This window comes from Limnospira sp. (assembly GCF_051859755.1).
GTDB lineage: Bacteria > Cyanobacteriota > Cyanobacteriia > Cyanobacteriales > Microcoleaceae > Limnospira > Limnospira fusiformis.
Genome location: NZ_JBIMLI010000031.1, coordinates 18,830 through 41,536, shown reverse-complemented (window position 1 = coordinate 41,536; position 22,707 = coordinate 18,830). Strand labels below are relative to the sequence as shown.

Below are 22,707 nucleotides of genomic sequence, written 5' to 3'. Positions count from 1 at the left end.
CGATTTCATACCCGAAGGTCTCGCACCATACTTGGTATTATACCGTATTGCCGTAAAATGTTAACCTAATTTGAGATGAAATCATGCTCCTAATATTTACATTACCCTGATGGATCTTAAATCTTTTATTCGCGATATCCCAGATTTTCCTAAGCCCGGTATTGTCTTTAGAGATATTACTACCCTGTTAAGGGATTCTCAGGGCTTACGCTATACGATTGACACTTTGAAGGATAAGTGCGATCGCCTCTCCCCAGATTATGTCGTGGGTATGGAGTCCCGTGGGTTTCTGTTTGGGGTTCCCCTGGCTTATCAGTTGGGTTGTGGGTTTATCCCCGTGCGAAAACCTGGGAAGCTACCAGGACAGGTCATCGCTGCACAATACCAGTTAGAATATGGGAGCGATCGCCTGGAAATGCACATTGATGCCATGGCACCAGGTAGCAAGGTTCTGATTGTTGATGATCTGATAGCTACCGGGGGAACGGCGACGGCGACGGCTCAATTGGTACAAGAGGCTCAGTGTCATTTGGTGGGTTTTGCTTTTATCATCGAGTTAAAGGCCTTGGGGGGACGAAATCAATTACCTGATGTCCCCATTGTCACTTTAATTGATTATGACTGAAAAAAAAATATGAGCATTGACTCTGATAACTTGTTGTATGTGGCGAAACGACTTTTTCAGGCGCTGATTACTCTGCTATTGGCTTCTGTACTCTGTTTTGCGATCGTCCAACTGGCTCCGGGTGATTATCTTGATAAATATATCAATAATCCCCAAATTTCTGAGGACACTCTCAATCAGTTTAGAGAACAATTCGGATTAGACCAACCTCCTATTATCCAATATTGGAATTGGCTAACCCAAATTGTCACTAGGGGGAACTTTGGCTATAGTTTTGAAAATCAGCGATCGGTCACGGATTTACTCTGGGAAAGAGTCCCCGCTACCCTACTGTTAGCTATTTCTTCCCTCATTCTAACTTGGGCGATCGCACTTCCCCTAGGAATTTTGGCCGCCGTTAATCAAAACCGCCGAGTCGATCGCACCCTACAAGTAATCAGCTACACTGGTCAAGGGTTCCCCAGTTTCATCACCGCCTTACTGTTACTATTTTTAGCCCAAAAAACTTCCCCTCTTTTTCCCGTTGGAGGTATGACCAGCATAGACTATCCTGATTTGTCTCTCTTGGGGAAAATCGGTGATATTGCTTGGCACATGATTTTACCAACCCTGGCTTTAAGTATAACCAGTTTCGCGGGTTTACAGCGACTCATGCGCGGTCAATTACTCGATGTCTTACGTCAAGACTATATCCAAACGGCGCGCGCTAAAGGTCTCCCAGAAAACCGAGTGATTTATGTTCACGCTCTCCGAAATGCCATCAATCCTTTAATTACCTTATTAGGATTTGAATTCGCTAGTTTATTAGGCGGCGCTTTTATTGCCGAAACCTTTTTTAACTGGCCGGGACTAGGAAGGTTAACTTTAGAAGCAGTTAGACAACAGGACCTTTATCTAGTTATGGCTAGTTTAATGATGGGTGCTGTTATGCTGATTCTGGGTAATCTTTTGGCGGATTTACTTTTAAAATCAGTAGACCCTCGCATCAAACTCGAAAACCTGAATTAATCCCCCCTCCGGTGCGTCATACCCCGGTTATATTCATCCTCACCCCTCTCCTCTCCTACACTGGGAGAGGGTATCTAACCTATAAGGTGGCAAATTTATCTGATATGTCAATTAGCGCTTTTTGAATGCCTGGTTCACTCATGGAATGTCCAGCATCAGGAATAATAATTAACTCGGCTTCCGGCCAAGCCTGATGCAATTCCCAGGCGGTTTTCATGGGACAAACTACATCATAACGACCCTGAACGATCGCCGCTGGAATATGACGGATACGCTGAACATTAACTAATAGTTGGTCTTCGGATTCAAAAAAACCTTGATTGACAAAATAGTGGCATTCAATTCTAGCGAAAGCCGTGGCAAAATTGCCATCACCAAATCTTTGGATTAAATGCTGATCTGGCAATAATTTACTGGTGCTGGCTTCCCAAATTGACCAAGCCTTAGCCGCCGCCAATTGTATTTGGGGGTCATCACTGGTTAAACGACGATAATAAGCTGAGATTAAATCGTGACGTTCTTCTGGGGGAATAGGTTTGATATATTCCTGCCAAGCATCAGGGAAAATGTAGCTGGCTCCCTCCTGATAAAACCATTGTAGTTCGGCTTTTCTTAACATGAAAATACCCCGCAAAATCAACCCTTGACAATGTTGGGGGTAAGTCTGACTATAGGCTAGGGATAGGGTACTTCCCCAACTACCACCAAACACCACCCAACTGTTAATATTTAGGTGATTTCGCAGGCGATCGATATCTTCTACTAAATGCCAAGTCGTATTTTCTTCTAATTCTGCATGGGGGATACTTTGACCGCATCCCCGTTGGTCAAACATGATAATTCGCCACTTTTCGGGGTCAAAATATCGACGATATTCTGGTAAGCATCCGCCGCCGGGTCCCCCATGAAGTATCACCACTGGTTTACCTTCTGGGTTCCCGGACTGTTCAAAATAAATGGTATGTAAGGAACTAACTTGTAGTTTGCCTTCGGCGTAGGGTTCTATGGGAGGGTAAAGTTGGCTCATGTTTGAGTTATCCTATGGTTGGTAATTAGTTGTTGATAATGAGGGGATAAACGGCTTGAGGATTAAGCTGTAGGCGACACATTTCTCGCCTAGCTAAACCATCAGCATAGCACTGATTAATTTCTGTGGTTCCGTCTTCTGAGGCGATCGCTTCTATGAAAAACACCTGGGGAACCTCCGCAAAAGCCCAGCCAAATTTACCAGTTTCTCCGGGTTGTAACTCCCCTGGGCTAACGGTGGCTTGGTGGCTTTCTACTTCCACTAAAATATTACCTTCCTGACGGTATAAACGATAAACTACTTGTAGCGATCGCACTACCTCTGAACTCTGATTAGTCAGTTTACCTTCTACCGTATAACGTCCGGCGGTGAGGGTTTCATTAGTCACCATTTGCATTTCACTAATTTGGAAGGGTTGATTTTGGGCTAATAACAATGGAGATGAAACCACTATATGGGGAACTGATATAGCCGGGTTAGGGAGTAAGGTTCCCAGTCCTAATGCTGAAATTAAGAAAATCCGCGAATAACTTAACATAGGTCAAATCTGATATATACTGATGATGGTGGTTAGCCTAGGCAGGAATTGCTAAGGACTGCACCACTCCAATTTTATCGCGATCGCTGTCAATTTTCATCACCTAGAGGAAGAAAAAGGCAGAATTCCCCTAGGGCTGATTATCTGCTAAAATCATGATAAAATTAGTACACCCACAGCCATTATAAATCATCTATGACTGCAACTGTCTCCACTCCCCACCGGGTCAGCACCGAGAAAATTCGCCCGGCAATTCAAGCACTACAGCCACAGTTAGTTAAGTGGCGGCGGCATATTCACCAATACCCAGAGTTAGCATTTCAAGAAAAACTAACCGCTAAGTTTATTGCCGAAAAACTAGAGGAATGGGGAATTAATCATCAAACACAAATTGCCGAAACCGGAATTGTAGCCATTATTGAAGGTCATCAACCGGGGCCAGTTTTAGCAATTCGGGCGGATTTTGATGCCTTACCTATTCAAGAACAAAATGAGGTGAGTTATAAATCTTGTCATGATGGCATTATGCACGCTTGCGGTCATGACGGACATACAGCGATCGCCCTAGGAACTGCCTATTATTTATCGCAACACAGACAGGATTTGTGTGGTACAATAAAAGTAATCTTTCAACCTGCTGAAGAGGGGCCAGGCGGCGCATTGCCCATGATTGAAGCTGGGGTATTAAAAAATCCTGATGTTGAGGCAATTTTGGGGTTGCATTTGTGGAATAATTTGCCATTGGGAACGGTGGGGGTGCGTGCTGGTGCGTTAATGGCGGCGGTAGATATCTTTGAATGTCGCATATTGGGGAAAGGGGGACATGGAGGGATGCCGCATCAAACCATAGATGCAATCTTGTTAGGTTCCCAAATTGTTAATAACCTGCAAACCATTGTAGCAAGGAATGTTGACCCCTTAGAGTCTGCCGTGGTCACTGTGGGTTCTTTCCATGCTGGAGATGCTCATAATGTGATTGCAGACCAAGCGACAATCAAGGGGACAGTCCGCTATTTCAATCCTCAATTTAATGAATATTTTAGCAACCGAATCGAGTCAATTGTGGCGGGAATTTGTCAAAGTCATGGGGCGAGATATGAGTTAAATTATCAACACAATTATCCGCCAGTAATTAACGATCCATCCCTAGCCAATTTGGTGAGAAGCGTGGCGGAATGTGTGGTAGAAACGCCAGCGGGGATAGTGCCAAAATGTCAGACTATGGGAGGTGAGGATATGTCATTTTTCCTGCAAGAAGTACCGGGGTGTTATTTTTTCATGGGGTCTGCTAATAGCGATCGCAATTTAGCTTATCCGCACCATCATCCTCGGTTTGACTTTGACGAAACCGCCCTAAGTATGGGGGTAGAAATGTTTGTGCGGTGTGTAGAAAAGTTTAGCGGTGAAAAATCCTAACTGCTGAACCCAAAAGAGTGATCGTCATGTCTACAATAGGGTGCAGAGCCTTAAAATGCAGCTCTCGGTAGAGAATAAAAATTGATCACGGTATTCCAAAAGCTCATGAAACGTAGAACTAAGCCCACATCTCCCATAGCTTCCGCCTTTAACTATACCGCGATGGCAGTGATAGCAGGCGTTCTGGTGTTGGGAATTGGTATAGGTATGGCGATAAGTTCCACCGCCACCCTAACCCCCCAGAATGTAGCATCCAGCGAATTCATTGATCGCAGCGCTCCCAACCCAGAAATCTGTGTTAAATTCGGAGCCAGTGCCATGGTGACAGATTTACGGGTATTTGTGACCCTGAACCCGTTTAGTGTTTTCGTCGCTCAACCTCGGATGCAACCGGGATGCGTTTTGCGGACCAGTAACTGGGCTCTACTGAGACAGCGGAACCTGATCACCGTGGAAGAGGAAAGAGACTGTAAACACCGGATGAACACCTTTGGCTATACGGGAGACCTGAACGATGATGCAGAGGTAAGCTGTATTTACCAAAACAATAGCGCCCAGAACGATTTTCTGAATCAATCAGGTCTCATCCCGAACCGTCCTAGACCGGAGGCCGATCGCTTTTAAAACCCTTTAAAATCGTGGGCTAGTTGGTAAAGCTGGGGTGATTCCTAGCAAAAAGTCATTTTGGGCTAATTCCTGAACCAATCGGACTTGGACAACCTGACCCGGTTCAAGAATATGCTGTTGAGGGGAACTAATAGCGCCAACAACAGCCCCTCCCACAGCCCCAGCTAGGAATCCCAATCCATCAAAACCACTAACGAGTAATCCTCCCAAACCGCCAACTCCTGACCCAATAGCCACATTTTCCGGCTTAATTGGTCTCGCACCTGGAATCCAAGTTGATTCAGCCACAAAGGGAATGCTACGACCTTCCAGGTTAATGGCTTGGGCGACAAAACGGGTTCCCTGATTAGTGGTTTCAAACCTTCCGACGACAGGGGTATCTGGAGGTACGACAAAATTACCTGCTGCGTCTACAATTCCCCCTTGCAAAAGTAAAACATCTTGGCGGTTGAATTGGGATTTTAGGCGCACATCGTCAATTCCAGGATATTGGAGAGTGACAGTTGTACCGACGGGTAATAAAATACGACGGTCGGGGCGTTGGGGTTCTGGTACGGGTCGAAAACCTTGGCTAGGTGGTGGTAATTCTGTGGGTAGAGGTTGACCAAAGGGGATAGCTGCAGTTGTGTTAGACATGGGGAGAATTTGAGTTCCGACTTGTTGAGCAAGTGGCTCTGGTCTCACCAAGCTGGTTTGGGTGGGGCGATTTAGGGGGACTCGCAGAAACTCAACATCTGGGAAAGGCTGGGGTTGAGGATTGGGTAAGGCGCTGATGGGGCGTGGTTGGGGGGTTAATTGGGGGGAAATATTGGCAGATGTGGGAGACTGAGTTATGGGGGTTGTGGTTAAGTTATTTTCTGCGGGGGGTTGACGACGGGCTAACAAAACGGGACGCAATACCCACTGATTTTCTACGCCAACTCGTCTGAGTTGAATTTCTCTGTCATCAAGAATGAAGCCAGGAGCGAAATCAATTGTCATTCGCGCTACGGTGGGTTCAAGTTGGCTAACGCTGACCCGACGCACTAAGCCGGACTCGTAGAGTTCGGTGACATTAACACCTAAATCTGTATCTGGTAGGTCGATAATAATGCGGCTGGGTTGTTGGACTACGGCTAGTCGGGGTCTAACTCCTTCTGGTAGTTGGACTTGAACGGTTCCGTTATTGGGGTTGAGGGTCCACTGGGGAACGGTAACGGCTAAAACTGTGTTGACGATCGCCTCTGTACCTACTATCAAAGTGGCGATCGCTGTAGTTAGACCTAATTTGAAAAGACTAGGGAACCGCCGCCGTGTCAATTTCCCGGTTGGGAGTGGTTGGGTTGGCGCGGCACTGGAAAAACCAAGTGACACTGGAAACGGTCTATACTTGTTTTGCATGATCGCCACATCAAAAAAAGTTTTCTGAGATGATTGCTACTATAGCTCATCTCTGGAGTTCGTATCATGTTTTTAGTTAGAATGCAACCCTAAACTCCTAGATTTGGAAACTCATGCAAAAGTGGCAAAGATTGCGATCGCAAATGATCATAGATCATCCTTGGTGTCGGGTGCGCCAAGATGCGATCGCCCTTCCCGATGGGAATATTATAGATGATTTTTTTATCAATATTCGGCCTGATGTCGCCTTAGTTTTTGCTGTCACCGAAGACCAGCAGGTGATTTTTGTTCGCCAATACCGACATGGAGTCGAGCAGATTTTATTAGAACTCCCCGCTGGCGGTTTTGACCCGGCTACCGAAACCCCCACCGTCGCCGCCTTACGGGAACTTAGGGAAGAAACAGGTTATGTCGCCTGCTCTTTAATTCCCCTAGCTACCCTATACGATAATCCCGTCAAGGACACTAATTCTATTCACCTATTTTTGGCGGAAAATGTGCAACTGCAGCACCAGACCCAACTGGACCCCACCGAAGATATCCAAGTGGTTCTGATACCATTGGCTGAAGTTATAGATGCGATCGCCACCCAAAAGATTCAAGTAGCCGGAACCATTGCTGCTATCTTTTTAGCCTGGGAATATCTCCAGAGTAAAAAAACTCAGTAATCGATGAGCTATTATCTGCTATAATCATGTCATAACTCTATTCTTATAGTTCCGCTTTCTGACCAGCGATCGTCCATTAATGCTTGAAATTTGCCGCACCCCAATTCCCCCCGCACGCACTAAGCGCATCGAAATCCCCGTGGCTCGCCTTCCCACTCAAACTATGCTATCCCTACCCGTTATCGTCATCAATGGCTATACAGAGGGACCCATACTCTGGGTGAGTGCCGCTATTCACGGCGACGAAATTAATGGCGTTGAAATCATTCATCAAGTCTTGCAAAAAATTTCCCCCAAGCGTTTGCGGGGGACCGTAATTGCTGTTCCCATTGTCAATGTCTTTGGATTTATCGAACAATCTCGATATTTACCAGATCGCCGAGACTTAAACCGCTCATTTCCGGGTTCCAAAAGAGGAAGCCTCGCCTCCCGTATAGCTCATTTATTCGTCCAAGAAATTGTCAATCACTCCACCCATGGAATTGACCTACATACAGCATCAGGTCACCGTAAAAATTTACCACAAATTAGAGCCAACTTAGATGATCCTGTTACCTACCAATGTGCGCGCGCTTTTGGAACTTCTGTGATTATTCACTCCCAACTTAGGGATGGTTCCCTACGTCAAGCCGCCACTCAAAAAGGGATTCCGGTTCTTCTATATGAAGGAGGGGAGGCGCTACGATTTAATTCCCATGCTATTTATATTGGCGTTCAAGGTATCCTACGGGTGATGGAAACCTTAGATATGTATGACTTCCAATTTGATAACTTTCCCCTGGAACCTATAGAAGTGCAAAATACTCAATGGGTGCGTGCTTCTCGTAGTGGGATATTACAACTATCTATTGAGTTGGGGGAACGGGTATATAAGCGCCAACTCCTAGGTGTTATATCTGATGCTTTTGGTGATACCAGCGTCAAAGTCAGGGCTCCTGCTGATGGGTTAGTTATCGGAAATCAGCAAAATCCCTTAGTTAATCAAGGGGATGCTATAGTTAATTTGGCTCTCCTCAACTCTGAAGAGAATCTCGTTCATTTTCCATCTTAGAATACTGTTCACTTGGGAGATAATATCGTCCGGTTTTGCTTAATACAGAAGGTCGCCGGGGAATTTCGATCGCAAATTCTGACCCCTTAGTTAGTACCGACTTACAGGTTAAATTTCCCCCATGTTTAGCCACAATTTGATAACTCATGGCTAATCCTAAGCCGGTACCATGACCCACAGGTTTAGTGGTAAAAAATGGCTCAAATAATCGTTTTCGCACATCTTCTTCCATACCCAAACCATTATCAGAAATTTTAATTGACACCCAATCCGAGTTAATTAATTCAGTGCTAATCTGAATAGTTGGATCGAAGTCAACCAAGCCATTTTCGAGTTTTTCTACTTCTAAAATCGCATCAATTGCATTACTTAAAATACTCAAAAATACCTGATTCAGTTGACCCGCATAACATTCTACTTTGGGTAAGTATCCATAATTACGAATGACTTTAATTTCGGGAAACTCATGTTTTTCTAAGGTGGGAAGTCGTCCTTTGAGTCGATGTTGCAGGATTAATAATGTACTCTCAATCCCATCATGAATATTGACGGGTTTCATTTCCGACTCATCAAGTCTCGCAAAATTTCGCAGAGACAAAACAATCTGTCGAATCCGATTTGCGCCGACTTCCATTGAATCTAAAATGCGGGGTAAATCGTCTACAATAAAACCTAGTTCGACTTCCTCAATGCGATCGCGAATTTCCGCCACTGGCTGTGGATAATATCGCTGATATAATTCAATCAGTGCCAACAAGTCTTGTACATATTGACCCGCATAGCTAATATTACCATAAATAAAAGTAACTGGGTTATTAATTTCATGGGCAATTCCTGCGACCATTTGACCCAGACTGGAAAGTTTTTCATTTTGAATTAATTGTGCTTGAGCCTGTCGGAGTTGTTTAAGGGTTAGTTCCAACTGTAATGCTCTGGCGCGTTCCCTAGCTTCCGACTGTCGCAAAGCATCTTCAGCCTGTTTGCGATCGCTAATATCCCTAACTGTCCCGGTCATGCGTAGGGGTTTACCTTGCTCATCTCGACTCACCACTTGACCATGATTAAGCACCCATTTCCAACCCCCATTATTGGTAAACATCCGGTGTTCAACCTCACAAAAATGCGTGTGATTTTGCCAGTGTTGTTTTAAGCAATAAATCACCTGATGGCGGTCTTCAGGATGCACCAGCTTCAACCAAGACCGAGGATGGTTGTTGATGTGCTTCATATCATAACCCAGCATTTGTCGGCATTGAGGGCTAAAATAGACCTCATCAGTGCCTAAATTCCAATCCCATAAACCCTGATTAGTTCCAGTTAATGCTAATTGTAACCTCTCCTCATTAATCCGCAGAGCTTCCGAGGCTTGTTTTTGTTTAGTAATATCAAAAATTGCCCCCGCCAAACATAAAACTTGTTGGTCATCATCAAAGATACCTTGACCCTTATCATAAACCCATCGTTCGGAACCATTGGCTCGCCGTAACCGATACTCTAAAATATAGGGATGGCGTTTTTCTACAGATTTTTGAATCGCGTCTATAACTGTTTGTTGGTCATCAGGATGAATCAGACTTGCAAAGCTGATAGTTCGGTTTAAAATCAAATCATTAGCGCTATAACCAGTAATAGACTCCACCCCCGGACTCATAAAGGTCATGGTGCGATCGATGTCTAAATTAGAGCGATAAACTGCACCGGGAATATTAGAAACCAGGGTGCGAAATTCTCCCTGACGTTCCCGCAGCATTCTCTCAACTTGTTTGCGATCGCTAATATCTCGGATAAACACACATTGATATTCCTGACCTTTAAAGTTCAGATGATTAATCATCATTTCCACGGGAATGAGGCGATTATGTTTAGTCCGATAGCGAGCCTCAATTTTTAAAGACCCACAGCGGCGCAGGATTTGCCAATGTAAATGCCAAGAATCTCGCGGAAAATCCGGGTTAATATCATGAATCGTCAATAACAATAATTCGCTAGGGGAGTAACCCAACAGGCGAGAAGCTGACTCATTCACATAAATAATTTCTCCTTCTATTCCAATCCAAAAAATCGCATCGGCGGCTTTATCAATAGAAAATTGTGTCAGGGATATGGTATCTTCCGCAGACCAGTTATTGATCTTGGCGTTTACTTTGATAGTTAATGGATTGGGATTTCCTGAGTTGGGGGAGTTATTGGCGGCTGAATTATCTAGGCTAGATGTCAAATTCTGGCGGCGGATAAACCCCAACATAGGTATCTGAAACCACCACAGCCAAAAGAATATTAAGTTGGTAGCGAGTAATCCTAAAATGGCTAAGATAGTTATCACAAATATTCCCCCGACGGGATACCAGACAATTTCTGTGTCAAGTATTTGAAAATTCCCCGCCATGACTAACCCCAAGCTGAGTAACCCCGAGTTACCGATGAAATTACCACCGCCGCGCCAAAAGGGTTGATTTGGGGTTGAGAATTTACAGCGATCGCCATAGATTGATAAGCTATTGTTGAGCATACCTGCTGACAAGTAACTAACCAATGCGATCGCAGCAGTTAACCACAAATGTAGCCAGTTTGATAGTGATTCTGGCGAAAAGCTATACCCCCTGAGCATTATATGAGGCTCAAAGGTTAATAATTGGGTAAAAACATATACCAACAATTCTAGCATTTGTTAAATTATTTTTTGGGGTTCGCTTCCCGTCAACAGAGAGAGCAGATATTTGTCCACTAGGGGAAAACCTATCTATAAGCACCCATAATTCGGTGGTTATCCCCATTGAAAAGCATAATTAACCTAGCAAATTAGTTGCCAAATATTGAGATGTCTATAGTAATGGTGATAATAGGTGAAAGTTAATACAACCCGATTCCAGAAGATACCGGAATAGTAGGCATTTACTCACCAACCAAGGGGTTGGCGGTTGGCGGGGAAATGGATCATTGATTGCCATAACCAGAAAAGGTGCAAAATGGGAGCAATCCCCCAGGCGATCGCCTCCGAACTGCATAGGGGAATTGCCATCCTGGTTAGGAATTAGCCAGAACCCAATTCACCAGGGTTCGGACAGGGAATCCGGTCGCACCAGTTTTATTATAGCCCTTATCCTTATCTGTCCAAACTGGGCCAGCAATATCCAAATGAGCCCAAGGGGTATCCTTAACAAACTGTTTCAGGAACAGAGTAGCCGTAATCGAACCCGCCGCCCGAGGTCCCGTGTTTTTCATGTCAGCATGAATAGCCTTGAGTCCTTCAAAATATCTTTCCTCAATTGGCATCCGCCAGAATTTTTCCCCAGCTTTTTGGGAAGCAGATTGTAACTGTTGCGCCAGTTGATCATCAGGACTCCATAACCCAGCGATATCATCTCCCAAGGCAATGATACAGGCTCCGGTGAGAGTTGCTAAATCCACCATAGCATCAACCCCTAGGCGGTCAGCAAACACCAAAGCATCAGCCAAAGTTAAACGCCCTTCAGCGTCCGTATTATTGACTTCAATAGTTTTGCCATTAGAAGCGCGCAGGAAGTCTCCAGGGCGCATAGCACGGCCGCTAATCATGTTTTCGGTTACGGCACTGATAAAATGCACCTCAACTGTGGGCTTTAAGGTGGCGATCGCCTTAGCCGCGCCAAAAGTCGCCGCCGCCCCAGCCATATCCATTTTCATCATTTCGATGCCGCTACCCGTGGGTTTCAGGTTCAAACCACCCGAATCAAAAGTCAAACCCTTACCCACAATAGCTAGTTTCCGGGTCGGTGTTCCCTGGGGTTTATAGGTGAGATGGATAAACTTAGGAGGCAAATCCGAGGCTTGAGCCACCCCTAAAAATGCTCCCATTCCCAATTTTTCGCAATCTTCCCGTTCCAAAATTTCCAGTTCCAACCCATACTCAGCAGCCAGAGATTTAGCCAATTCTGCCATAGTTATGGGGTTAACCTCATTAGCCGGAGCCGCCACCAACTCCCGCGCCAAGAACACCCCAGAACAGACCTGTTGAGCCAGGGTAATGGCTGCTTCTGTACCCGGAAACCCTAGCAGATCTACAGACTCGACTTTAATTTCTTTGTCCTTAGTTTCCGACTTAAAGCGATTATCCTGATACAGAACTAACTCTAATCCTTCTACAATAGCCCCCACCGTCTCCGACGCATTACCCACCGGGAAACTGATACCCAGGGTTTTACCTTTGAGTGCTTTCGCCGCCTGTCCTGACGCAGCCGCACCACGTCGGATAGCTTCTAGGGTGTAGTCCTCAGCAGACCCCAACCCCACTAAAACCACCTTACGAATGGGACTATTGCCACCCACACGACCAGAAGCACTACTATCAGCTTTTCCCTGAAAGTCTGATTCTTCGATAAGTTCTTGTAGGGTCCCACCGAGTTTTTGATTGAGTTCTGCTAAATCCCCACTCAGTTGGACTTGTCCTTCAAACAGACCTATCGCTAATACATCTCCACTCCAGTCTAGGCGGTTAGTATCTGTGGCTCTAAATTCCATGTCTTAATCTCAATGCCTTTTAAAGTACGACTTGGGTCATCTTTCTTAATCCTATCGTGAGGGCGGAAATTATTTACCCCAAATTTGGATTACCCTGCTCCCCGGACTGTACCCGCTAAAACTCCCCATTTAAGGGAATTTTTGTTAATCCCGACAAAAAAAGTCGGGTATGGTTGACGGGAATTTGACAACTGTGATAGTCTTCATCCAACAGTTAGAACAGCAGAAAAAGCAGAGGTAAGTGTCATGACCCAGGCAACCCATAACCACACCACCACCCCCACCGCCGGAGCTACTTTTGATAAACTCAAATGTAAAGAGTGCGGCGCGGAATATGCTCTGGAAGCCAAGCACGTTTGCGAGGTGTGTTTTGGTCCCCTGGAAGTTCACTATAACTATGACAACCTTCGCCAACTGGTAACTCGCGAAACTATTGAAGCTGGCCCAAATTCGATCTGGCGTTATCGTCACTTTTTACCGGTAGCTACAGATAATGTTATTGATGTGGGAACTGGGATGACTCCGTTGGTGAAGTCAGAACGGTTAGCCCGCCGCCTCGGTCTCAAAAATCTTTATATTAAAAATGATGCTGTTAATATGCCTACCCTTAGCTTTAAGGATAGGGTGGTATCTGTGGCTCTCAGCCGCGCTAGAGAGTTAGGTTTTTCGACGGTTTCCTGTGCGAGTACGGGAAATTTAGCGAATTCTACGGCGGCGATCGCAGCTAAAGCGGGATTAGATTGTTGTGTATTTATTCCCTCCGATTTAGAAGCTGGGAAGGTGTTAGGAACATTAATTTATAATCCGATTCTGATGGCAGTTAGAGGCAATTATGACCAAGTTAATCGCCTCTGTTCAGAAGTAGCTAATACCTACGGTTGGGGTTTTGTTAATATCAACCTGCGCCCCTATTATTCGGAAGGTTCTAAAACTCTGGGTTTTGAAGTAGCAGAGCAGTTAGGTTGGCGACTGCCAGATCATGTAGTAGCGCCGATCGCTTCTGGTTCGTTATATACCAAGATTCATAAAGGTTTCCAAGAGTTTGTTAAGGTGGGTTTAGTGGAAGATAAACCCGTGCGTTTTAGTGGCGCACAAGCGGAAGGTTGCTCTCCTGTAGCCCATGCTTTCAAGGAAAATCGCGACTTTATTACGCCAGTTAAACCTAATACGATCGCTAAATCTATCGCTATTGGTAATCCGGCTGATGGTGTGTATGCAGTAGAATTAGCCAAAAAGTCTGGCGGTAGTGTGGAGTCAGTTAATGATGCTGAAATTATCGAGGGTATCAAATTACTGGCGGAAACTGAAGGTATCTTTACAGAGACGGCTGGCGGAACTACGATTGCGGTGTTGAAAAAACTGGTGGAAGCGGGTAAAATTGACCCCGATGAAACTACTGTTGTTTACATTACTGGAAATGGCTTAAAAACTCAGGAGGCGGTTCACGGCTACATTGGCGAACCTCTGACCATTGACCCGAAACTAGATAGCTTTGAAGTGGCGATCGAACGCGCACGGACTCTCGATCGCTTAGAATGGCAACAGGTTTTGGTTTAAGATTAGCCAAAATCGGGTAAGATGTGAAATCTTGGGGGAAGGTGCAAGCCTTCTCCTTTTGACGGCAATTTTCTATCCAATTAATCAACAATGGCTGTTAAAGTTTTAATTCCCACTCCCCTGCAAAAGTTCACTAACAACCAAGCTACCCTTGAGTGCGAGGGGACGAACATTATGGAACTAATTGATTCCCTGGAAGCTAGTTGTCCGGGTATCAAGAAAAGTCTCTGTGATGATGAAGGAAAACCGAGGCGCTTTTTGAATTTCTACGTCAACAGTGAGGATATTCGCTTCTTAGATGGTACGAATACCGCCTTAGCTGATGGTGATGAAGTGAGTATTGTTCCGGCTGTGGCTGGAGGCTAGAGAGAGGACTGAGAAACCTGGTTTCTGATACTTTGACCGGGTGTAACGGGTTCCGTGACTCCTTTTCGGGTAGGAACCCGGTTACCCGGAAAGTCTAGGATATTAAGTCATTTTCTCAGAGCATTAGCGATCGCTCCTTCTAATTCGCTTTGGGAGAGGCTAGTCACAAAAAAGACTTCCTGAACGGTTTTTCCCGCCCTAGCCAAGACCTTAAAGCCGCCGCGAATAGGAACAGATACTCTTAACTTCATGTGCGGACAATGAGCCTTAGCCCTAGTAATTACTCCCGGGGTAATCGTATGAATTCCCTGATACTTGGTTAATCTATCTAAGACAGGGATCAAGCCCTGAAGGTGGGTAGAGTGATTCCAAACCAAGCGCCCCGAGTTTTTATTATTCATGATTTTTGTGAAAACGCTACTACATCATTCTAAAAAAAAGTAGGGACAATTCACGAATTATCCCTACATATATTATCGATGCAATAACAATAGGCTTAAAAACCTACGCCTAGCAATTAGTCAGCGGCTTGGGGGAGCAGTTCCCGTTTTTCGCCTTGTAAGACTTGAACTTGACCGTCCTCATTAACATCAACGATCGCCGTATCGCCTTCTTTGACGCGACCAGAGAGGATTTCCTCGGCGAGGCTATCTTCCAGCAAACGCATAATGGCGCGACGCAGGGGACGCGCACCGTAGCTGGGATTATAACCTTCTTCTACCAGTCTTTCTTTAAAGCGATCGGTAATTTCCAGGCGAATGCCTTTTTCAGTGAGGCGACCGAACACCTCGTTAAGCATAATTACCGCAATTTCCTTGACCTCATCTTTATTGAGTTGACGGAAGACGATAATTTCATCAAGACGGTTAAGGAACTCAGGACGGAAGTATTGTTTAAGTTCTTCATTAACCAGGTTGCGGATGCGGTTATATTGAGCATCAGCTTGATTTTCTTCAAACTCGAACCCAAGACCGCCGCCACCTTTTTCGATCACCTTAGAGCCAATGTTGCTCGTCATGATGATCAGGGTGTTTTTAAAGTCTACGGTGCGACCTTTAGCATCGGTCAAGCGCCCATCTTCCAAAATCTGCAATAACATATTGAAGACATCGGGGTGAGCTTTTTCGATTTCGTCGAACAGCACCACGGTATAAGGACGACGGCGCACGGCTTCGGTGAGTTGTCCACCTTCGTTGTAACCCACATAGCCGGGAGGAGAACCGATGAGTTTAGAAACGGTGTGCCGCTCCATAAATTCGGACATATCCAGGCGGATCATAGCTTCTTCTGAGCCGAAGAAGTAGGCGGCGAGGGATTTAGTCAACTCGGTTTTACCTACGCCTGTGGGTCCAGAGAAGATGAAACTAGCGATGGGTCGGTTGGGGTTCTTGAGTCCGACACGCGCACGACGGATGGCGCGAGAAACGGCTTTGACAGCTTCTTCCTGACCGATAAGACGCTGGTGGAGGGTGTCTTCCATGTGCAGGAGTTTCTCGGACTCGGACTCGGTGAGTTTGTTAACGGGAATCCCGGTCCAACTGGCCACGATTTGGGCGATATCCTCTTCTGTTACCATGGGGGAATCATCGTCGTCGGTGCGAGTTTCGGATTTTTTGTTTTGAGCGATCGCCCGAATTTGGGATTTAATTTCCATTTCGCGATCGCGCAATTCTCCGGCTCGGTCAAAGTCTTGGGAGCGCACCGCGTCGTCTTTTTCCTTGAGGACTTGTCGCAATTCCTTGTCGAGTTCCTTAGCGGCTGGGGGAAGTTGGGAGTTAATCAGGCGCACCCGCGATCCGGCTTCATCAATCAAATCGATCGCCTTATCGGGGAGATAGCGATCGCTAATATAGCGATCGGACAATTTCGCTGCTGCTTCGAGAGCCTCATCGATAATTTTAAGTTTGTGGTGCTGCTCATAGCGTTCCCGCAGTCCATAGAGAATCTCAATGGTTTCCGGTACCGAAGGCTCACCGACCATCACGGGTTGGAACCGACGTTCTAGGGCCGCATCCCGTTCAATATGCTTGCGGTACTCATCGAGGGTAGTAGCACCGATACACTGCAACTCACCCCGCGCCAAAGCTGGCTTGAGGATATTAGCCGCATCGATAGCTCCTTCCGCAGCACCTGCACCAATGAGGGTGTGAACCTCATCAATTACCAGGATGACATTACCGCAAGAGCGGATTTCATCCATAATCTTTTTGAGTCGTTCCTCAAACTCACCCCGATACTTAGTACCCGCCACCAATAGACCGATATCGAGGGTAACAACTCGTTTATCTTCCAGAATGTCGGGAATATCATTTTGAGCAATGCGCTGGGCGAGACCTTCGGCGATCGCTGTTTTACCGACACCCGGTTCTCCAATTAGGACCGGATTATTTTTGGTACGCCGACCCAAAATCTGGATCACCCGCTCAATTTCCTTTTGTCGTCCCACTACCGGGTCAAGTTTGCCCTCAGCGGCCATTTGGGTCAAATTAGAGCCAAACTCATCGAGGGTTGGGGTCTTAGTGCGACCGCTACTTCCCCCGGCGGTGACTTCCGCCGTTTCACCCAACATCCTAATTACCTGGGTGCGAACCTTCGACAGGTCAACGCCCAAATTTTCCAGGACGCGAGCGGCTACTCCTTCTCCTTCTCGGATCAGACCCAGAAGCAAATGTTCTGTGCCGATATAATTATGCCCGAGTTGACGAGCCTCTTCCAAGGAAAGTTCTAAAACCCTCTTGGCGCGCGGAGTGAACGGAATTTCAACGGCTACAAACCCGGAGCCACGGCCGATGATTTTTTCGACCTCGATCCGAGCATCTTTGAGGTTGACCCCCATGGACTTCAGGACTTTGGCTGCTACGCCAGTCCCTTCGCCAATCAGACCCAGGAGGATCTGTTCTGTTCCTACGAAGTTATGTCCCAGGCGGCGTGCTTCCTCCTGGGCTAACATGATCACCTTAATGGCTTTTTCTGTGAAGCGTTCAAACATGGCTAATTTTTATCACCTGCTGCTGGCTCGTATGCTAATTTTAGCGTGATATTTTCAATGATCGGGTAAAACTATGCCGAAAGTTGCTCAACAAGTTTTACTTATGGGATTGACTCATTTTTAATTGTATCTACGGGATGAGGTATTTAGGTTGGCGATCGGCTCGTCTTTGGCCATTGAGTAATCCCCAATGACTACGGGATCTGCCGAATAGGGACAAAGTACCCGAAATGGAATCAGTGATTCTGTATCGTGGTTGTCTGTCTCTGACCCGGATTTTAGCACAATCTCAAATAAGACTTGGCAGACCAGAAAGCCAAAGTATTAGGGCATCTTCTCCGGTGTCGGCATAGTATTTTTTGCGCCTTCCGGCAATTTGGAAGCCGAATTTTTGATATAGAGATAGGGCGATATGATTGGAGGGCTTAACTTCTAGGGTAGCGTGGGATAATCCTCGCTGTTGGGCGAGTTGCAGTAAAGCCCGCAGTAAATCGGCCCCTAGACCTAAGCCGCGATAATCGGGATGAATGGCTAGTAAAGTGATATGGGCTTCGTCTACAATAGCCCAGAGACAACCGATGCCTATGACTGGTAGGGGTGGCGTTTGGGCGACTTGTACGGAAATTGGCTGTAAACCTGATAAGGGTTGTCCCTGGGTTGGGTGTGTCCAGATGACCAGATCGCTATTGGGGCTATCTAATTCCCGTTGATATCCCGATTCATTCCATAGTCCACCTAAGCAAAGGCGATCGAGTTCTACTACTGCGGGTAATAAGTCGGGGGTGAGAAGTTTGAGTTGTAGGATGGTCACAGAGGCTGGGCTGAAAGCTAATAGATAGATTAAGATTAACCATGGTGACAGAAATTTGGTACGATCGCAGATACACGCGCCGATAAAAAAACTAACTATTGATACTAAAACTGTGGAAAATTCAGGACTTCAGTACCTACTCAACTCGGAAGAAAGCACAACCGAGCGATCGCCTAACCAACAACTGTTACCCCTCACCGCTAAGGTCAACCACCAAGACCACCTAGAAATTGGGGGTTGTGATGTGGCGGAAATGGTCAGTCAGTTTGGTTCCCCTCTATATATATTAGATGAAGTGACCCTGCGTACTGCTTGCCGTCAATACCGGGAGGCTTGGGCGAAATACTATCCGGGAGAATCGCTGATTCTCTATGCTTCTAAGGCATGGAATTGTTTAGCGATTTGTGCAATAGTTGCCTCGGAAGGTTTGGGAACTGATGTGGTTTCTGGTGGGGAACTATACACCGCGAAAACGGCGGGGGTGAGTCCCGATAAGATTTACCTACATGGTAATAATAAATCGCGATCGGAACTGGAGTTAGCCATTAGCACTGGCTGTACTGTAGTGGCTGACAACTGGCTAGACCTGACCAACCTGGTGGAATTGGCAGATGAAATGTCTGTACAATCCCCCGTGCGGGTGATGATCAGATTTACCCCAGGAATCGAGTGTCACACCCATGAGTATATTCGCACCGGACATCTTGATAGTAAATTCGGATTTGATCCTAATCAACTTGATGAGGTGTTTAAATTTGTCAGCAGTAACCCATCTCTATGCTGCGAGGGAATTCACGCTCATATTGGCTCTCAGATTTTTGAACTGCAACCCCATCAAGACTTAGCTGGGGTGCTAATGGATGCGGTCACTAAAGGCAGTCAGTATGGTTTAAATATTACCGAAGTTAATGTGGGGGGAGGTCTAGGGATTCGGTATACAGAAGATGATGACCCCCCCAGTATTGAAAGTTGGGTAAGTGCGATCGCCTCATCCGTCGTCGCCGCCTGTGAACAGCGCCAAATCCCTTTACCTAAGCTGTTGTGTGAACCAGGGCGATCGATTATTGGTCCGGCTGCGATCACTGCTTACACGATTGGTTCTCGCAAAGAGATTCCAGATCTGCGGACTTATATAGCCGTTGATGGGGGAATGTCAGATAATCCCCGTCCGATTACTTATCAATCTGTGTATAGAGTGGTAATTGCTAATCGGATGTCCGCACCATTAACCGAAACCATAACAGTAGCTGGCAAACATTGTGAATCTGGGGACATCCTCATTCAACAAGCCCATCTCCCCGGAGATTGTCAAACTGGTGATATCTTGGTGGTAATGGCAACAGGAGCCTACAATTATAGTATGGCTTCTAACTATAATCGTCTGCCTCGTCCGGCAGCCGTTCTGGTGAATGATTCCCTAAGTTCGATAATTATTCAACGGGAGACCTATTCGGATCTGATTCGTCAGGATCGTTTACCCGAGAGGCTTGGCGATCGCCCTTGATGCCTTAATTTAAGTAACTAACGCGGGGTTAGACATCGCCCCGCATCATGCCTGTCCCCATTTAAGGATGAGGAATCGAGTCCCCAGCAATATAGATAATTAATTCATTATCGATAAGTTGGGAGTTCGGGAAGATGTCAATAGTTTTAACCTCATATCGCGTTCAATGAGTTCGGGTCAAAGTCAAGACCCTGCCTGGCTTGAGTCCTGGTTGGTTAACAGCATCGATATTGGACTGGTTTTTGCCGTCGCCTATATCGTCCTTGTGATTATTGGAGAGCGTCGAACCTTGTGGATGGTTCGAGGTTTCATTGTGTTAATGCTGGCAACGGCGATCAGTAATTGGGCTAATCTGAGACTGCTTTATATTGCCCTAAATAGTTTGGTAACTGGTTCCGCAGTGGCTATGGCTGTGATTTTGCAGTCAGAGTTTAGACAATTTCTGGAAAAATTAGGGCGAGGGGAGGTGCTGCAACTGTTTGCTGCCAGCCGAAAAGGTATCCCTGAACCCGATGGAGTCATTGATCAAATTGTCGAGGCGGTCAAAGAACTTTCTCAAAACCGTACTGGGGCTTTGATTATAATTGAAATAGGCAGTCCCATTGATGAGCGTGATTTTTCCGTTCCGGGTGTGCGTTTAAATGCCGAAGTTTCCAGGGAACTGCTACAGACGATTTTTCAGCCTAAAACTCTACTCCATGATGGTGCGGTGCTGATTAGAGCCTCTAGGGTGGCTGCTGCCGGGGTGATTTTGCCCCTGTCTGAAAGGATAGCCTCGCGACAGTTGGGAACCCGCCATCGAGCAGCTATGGGCATTACAGAAAAGGTTGCTAAGTGTGTATGTATTGTGGTTTCTGAAGAAACCGGGTCAATTTCTCTGGCTGATAAAGGTGTACTGAATCGACCCCTAACCAGTAGTAAACTCAAGGAGTTATTAGAAGCTCGGTCTTTTGTGGCGGGGGATGATAGAACTAAGCCTCCTATTTCCATAGATACCCTTAAACGGCGAATAGGATTAAAGAGGTGGTCGTTCATTTCCCAGGTGTTCCGTTTTCGTTCGTCAGCTTCTCGGGAGAAAAAATGAGTCGAAAGCCAAGGGTTATACATGAGTTACCTGCTGACCTTGACCGAAATCGCCTCCCAAACCATGTCGCGGTGATCATGGATGGTAATGGTCGCTGGGCGAAACGTCGGGGACTACCACGCACTATGGGACATCGGCGAGGGATTGATGCTCTCAAGAATTTACTCCGTTACTGTCGTGATTGGGGAATTAATGCTTTAACGGTTTATGCCTTTTCCACGGAAAATTGGGGGCGACCCCTAGAAGAAGTAGATTTTTTGATGGCTTTGTTTGAGCGGGTTCTCATGCGGGAACTTGAGGAGATGATGGAGGAGGAGGTTAGGATTAGGTTTGTGGGTAATTTGCATCGGCTTCCCGGTTCTCTGAGAGAGTGCATTGAGAAGTCAATGGAGACTACCCGCAATAATGAGGGGATTTTGTTGACTGTGGCTACTAATTACGGGGGACGGGAGGAGATTGTTAGGGCTTGTCAGGCGATCGCCAACCAGGTTAAACAGGGTACTCTCGAACCGGAAGCCATTGATGGGGCTTTATTTGAAAAGTATTTGTATACAGCCGGAACTTCTGACCCGGATTTATTGATTCGCACCAGTGGGGAATTACGGATTAGTAATTTTTTGCTGTGGCAAATCGCTTATGCTGAGATTTATGTGACTGAAACTCTCTGGCCGGATTTTAACAGCCATGAGTTTCACCTGGCCCTGTGTTCTTATCAGCAGCGAGAGCGTCGATTTGGTAAGGTGGGTACTCGTGAATAAGTTAGGGACCGGAAAAAACCGCTTGTTCGATATCTTGACGACTCAGGGAGTATTTAAAAGACCGTTGAATGTCTTGGCCGTCTGTACCTGCGCCAATGTAACGGACTGTTATTTGGTCAATATCTAACCATAGCTCCGCTTTCCAGGTGGGCTTTTCTACTTGCCAAGAATGGAGTTCCTGGGAGTCCTGTTCCCCACCAAGGGAACGTAACCAGTCTTCGATTTCTGGTAGGGGATGATTATATAGGGGGGTATTGGGACTGGGTAAGGTCATAATTGATTGCTGTTGAAAATTTTTCTCGCTTAAAGGGTTATATCTGAACGAAACATGGCGATCGCTATTGCTAATCCTAAACAGCTTATCAAACTGACTGCCATCATTAACAGAGCAAATAGTTCTCCGGGAGATAAAGGCCGATTTTCGGCGGCGATCGCTTCCGTCGCGCTGGAATGCCTCGATTTTGATGGTCTCGAATGGTGCCGATAATTAATCTCAGTGGGGGGAGTGATCACCCGCGTTGTACTAATAGTTTGATCATAGATTTGACGGCGATCGGGATTACTCAGAATGCTATACGCCTCATTCAACTCTTGGAATTTAGCCTTAGCACAATCTTCTGATAAATCTGTTGTATCTGGATGATAACGTTTACTCAGCTCTCGGTAAGCCCGCCGAATTTCCATGGATGATGCCGAGGGATGCAAGCCCAACAGCGTATAATAGGTGGGTTTGATACTGCCCGGCCATGGTTTCTGTGATCTGGCTTGTTTATTAGTCACGGCTATACCTCATATCATATC

Annotated in this window: 21 protein-coding genes; 11 read left to right on the top strand and 10 right to left on the bottom strand. The window is 46.1% G+C overall.

What is annotated here, in order from left to right:
* Positions 1–109: 109 nt before the first annotated feature.
* Together ACTIE0_RS08045 and ACTIE0_RS08040 are read left to right on the top strand one after the other, a co-directional pair.
* The gene (locus ACTIE0_RS08045; RefSeq protein ID WP_006620711.1) at positions 110–625 is read left to right on the top strand and encodes an adenine phosphoribosyltransferase; all 516 of its coding nucleotides are present in this window, start codon (positions 110–112) and stop codon (positions 623–625) included.
* Positions 626–634: 9 nt separating this feature from the next.
* Entirely contained in the window at positions 635–1,633 is a 999-nt protein-coding gene (locus tag ACTIE0_RS08040) for an ABC transporter permease (protein ID WP_006620710.1), read from the top strand.
* 79 nt (positions 1,634–1,712) lie between these two features.
* Here ACTIE0_RS08040 and pip read toward each other — a convergent pair whose 3' ends face one another.
* Both pip and ACTIE0_RS08030 read right to left on the bottom strand, forming a co-directional pair.
* Entirely contained in the window at positions 1,713–2,660 is a 948-nt protein-coding gene (pip, locus tag ACTIE0_RS08035) for a prolyl aminopeptidase (RefSeq protein WP_006670147.1), read from the bottom strand.
* A gap of 25 nt (positions 2,661–2,685) precedes the next feature.
* Complete coding sequence (locus ACTIE0_RS08030) at positions 2,686–3,198, bottom strand: FxLYD domain-containing protein (protein WP_006620708.1); 513 nt, start codon at positions 3,196–3,198, stop codon at positions 2,686–2,688.
* 195 nt (positions 3,199–3,393) lie between these two features.
* Here ACTIE0_RS08030 and ACTIE0_RS08025 point away from each other — a divergent pair, with 195 nt between their 5' ends.
* Positions 3,394–4,614, top strand: a complete 1,221-nt coding sequence (locus ACTIE0_RS08025) for a M20 metallopeptidase family protein (protein WP_006670146.1) — start codon at positions 3,394–3,396, stop codon at positions 4,612–4,614.
* A 105-nt stretch (positions 4,615–4,719) separates the two neighbouring features.
* Positions 4,720–5,238: a DUF3172 domain-containing protein gene (locus ACTIE0_RS08020; protein ID WP_006670145.1), complete on the top strand. Its 519-nt coding sequence runs from the start codon at positions 4,720–4,722 to the stop codon at positions 5,236–5,238.
* Positions 5,239–5,244: 6 nt separating this feature from the next.
* Here ACTIE0_RS08020 and ACTIE0_RS08015 read toward each other — a convergent pair whose 3' ends face one another.
* The gene (locus ACTIE0_RS08015; RefSeq protein WP_006670144.1) at positions 5,245–6,621 is read right to left on the bottom strand and encodes an AMIN domain-containing protein; all 1,377 of its coding nucleotides are present in this window, start codon (positions 6,619–6,621) and stop codon (positions 5,245–5,247) included.
* 113 nt (positions 6,622–6,734) lie between these two features.
* Between ACTIE0_RS08015 and ACTIE0_RS08010 the strand changes: the two genes are divergently transcribed.
* Positions 6,735–7,289, top strand: a complete 555-nt coding sequence (locus tag ACTIE0_RS08010) for an NUDIX hydrolase (protein ID WP_006670143.1) — start codon at positions 6,735–6,737, stop codon at positions 7,287–7,289.
* A gap of 79 nt (positions 7,290–7,368) precedes the next feature.
* Complete coding sequence (locus ACTIE0_RS08005; protein ID WP_006670142.1) at positions 7,369–8,340, top strand: succinylglutamate desuccinylase/aspartoacylase family protein; 972 nt, start codon at positions 7,369–7,371, stop codon at positions 8,338–8,340.
* Here the strand turns inward: ACTIE0_RS08005 and ACTIE0_RS08000 are convergent.
* On the bottom strand, positions 8,303–10,948 hold the full coding sequence (locus tag ACTIE0_RS08000) for a PAS domain-containing protein (protein WP_235720256.1): 2,646 nt from the start codon (positions 10,946–10,948) through the stop codon (positions 8,303–8,305). The genes ACTIE0_RS08005 and ACTIE0_RS08000 overlap by 38 nt on opposite strands.
* Before the next feature lie 416 nt (positions 10,949–11,364).
* Positions 11,365–12,837, bottom strand: coding sequence for a leucyl aminopeptidase (locus tag ACTIE0_RS07995; RefSeq protein WP_006618432.1), 1,473 nt, complete (start codon positions 12,835–12,837; stop codon positions 11,365–11,367).
* A 246-nt stretch (positions 12,838–13,083) separates the two neighbouring features.
* On the opposite strand from ACTIE0_RS07995, the gene thrC reads away from it, so the two are divergent.
* Both thrC and ACTIE0_RS07985 read left to right on the top strand, forming a co-directional pair.
* The gene (thrC, locus tag ACTIE0_RS07990; RefSeq protein ID WP_006618431.1) at positions 13,084–14,394 is read left to right on the top strand and encodes a threonine synthase; all 1,311 of its coding nucleotides are present in this window, start codon (positions 13,084–13,086) and stop codon (positions 14,392–14,394) included.
* 90 nt (positions 14,395–14,484) lie between these two features.
* Positions 14,485–14,760, top strand: coding sequence for a MoaD/ThiS family protein (locus tag ACTIE0_RS07985; protein WP_006618430.1), 276 nt, complete (start codon positions 14,485–14,487; stop codon positions 14,758–14,760).
* Positions 14,761–14,867: 107 nt separating this feature from the next.
* On the opposite strand, the gene ACTIE0_RS07980 is transcribed toward ACTIE0_RS07985, so the two are convergent.
* From ACTIE0_RS07980 to rimI, 3 genes are all read right to left on the bottom strand, one after another.
* The gene (locus ACTIE0_RS07980) at positions 14,868–15,161 is read right to left on the bottom strand and encodes a DUF2103 domain-containing protein (protein ID WP_006618429.1); all 294 of its coding nucleotides are present in this window, start codon (positions 15,159–15,161) and stop codon (positions 14,868–14,870) included.
* Positions 15,162–15,277: 116 nt separating this feature from the next.
* Positions 15,278–17,749 carry an ATP-dependent Clp protease ATP-binding subunit gene (locus tag ACTIE0_RS07975; RefSeq protein ID WP_006620698.1) on the bottom strand — a complete coding sequence of 824 codons (2,472 nt, stop codon included), beginning with the start codon at positions 17,747–17,749 and terminating at the stop codon, positions 15,278–15,280.
* Positions 17,750–18,038: 289 nt separating this feature from the next.
* Positions 18,039–18,560: a ribosomal protein S18-alanine N-acetyltransferase gene (gene rimI / locus ACTIE0_RS07970; protein ID WP_006620697.1), complete on the bottom strand. Its 522-nt coding sequence runs from the start codon at positions 18,558–18,560 to the stop codon at positions 18,039–18,041.
* A gap of 112 nt (positions 18,561–18,672) precedes the next feature.
* Between rimI and lysA the strand changes: the two genes are divergently transcribed.
* The 3 genes from lysA (at position 18,673) to uppS (ending at position 21,906) form a co-directional block, all read left to right on the top strand.
* Positions 18,673–20,064: a diaminopimelate decarboxylase gene (gene lysA, locus ACTIE0_RS07965; protein ID WP_006620696.1), complete on the top strand. Its 1,392-nt coding sequence runs from the start codon at positions 18,673–18,675 to the stop codon at positions 20,062–20,064.
* A gap of 166 nt (positions 20,065–20,230) precedes the next feature.
* Positions 20,231–21,148 (top strand): diadenylate cyclase CdaA, encoded by a 918-nt coding sequence (gene cdaA / locus ACTIE0_RS07960; RefSeq protein ID WP_006670138.1) that lies wholly within the window; start codon positions 20,231–20,233, stop codon positions 21,146–21,148.
* Positions 21,145–21,906, top strand: coding sequence for an undecaprenyl pyrophosphate synthase (gene uppS / locus ACTIE0_RS07955; RefSeq protein ID WP_006670137.1), 762 nt, complete (start codon positions 21,145–21,147; stop codon positions 21,904–21,906). The genes cdaA and uppS overlap by 4 nt, the downstream gene beginning before the upstream one ends.
* Position 21,907: 1 nt before the next feature.
* On the opposite strand, the gene ACTIE0_RS07950 is transcribed toward uppS, so the two are convergent.
* Positions 21,908–22,180, bottom strand: coding sequence for a DUF3143 domain-containing protein (locus tag ACTIE0_RS07950; RefSeq protein ID WP_006670136.1), 273 nt, complete (start codon positions 22,178–22,180; stop codon positions 21,908–21,910).
* Positions 22,181–22,209: 29 nt separating this feature from the next.
* On the bottom strand, positions 22,210–22,686 hold the full coding sequence (locus ACTIE0_RS07945) for a J domain-containing protein (RefSeq protein ID WP_006620692.1): 477 nt from the start codon (positions 22,684–22,686) through the stop codon (positions 22,210–22,212).
* Positions 22,687–22,707 lie beyond the last annotated feature (21 nt).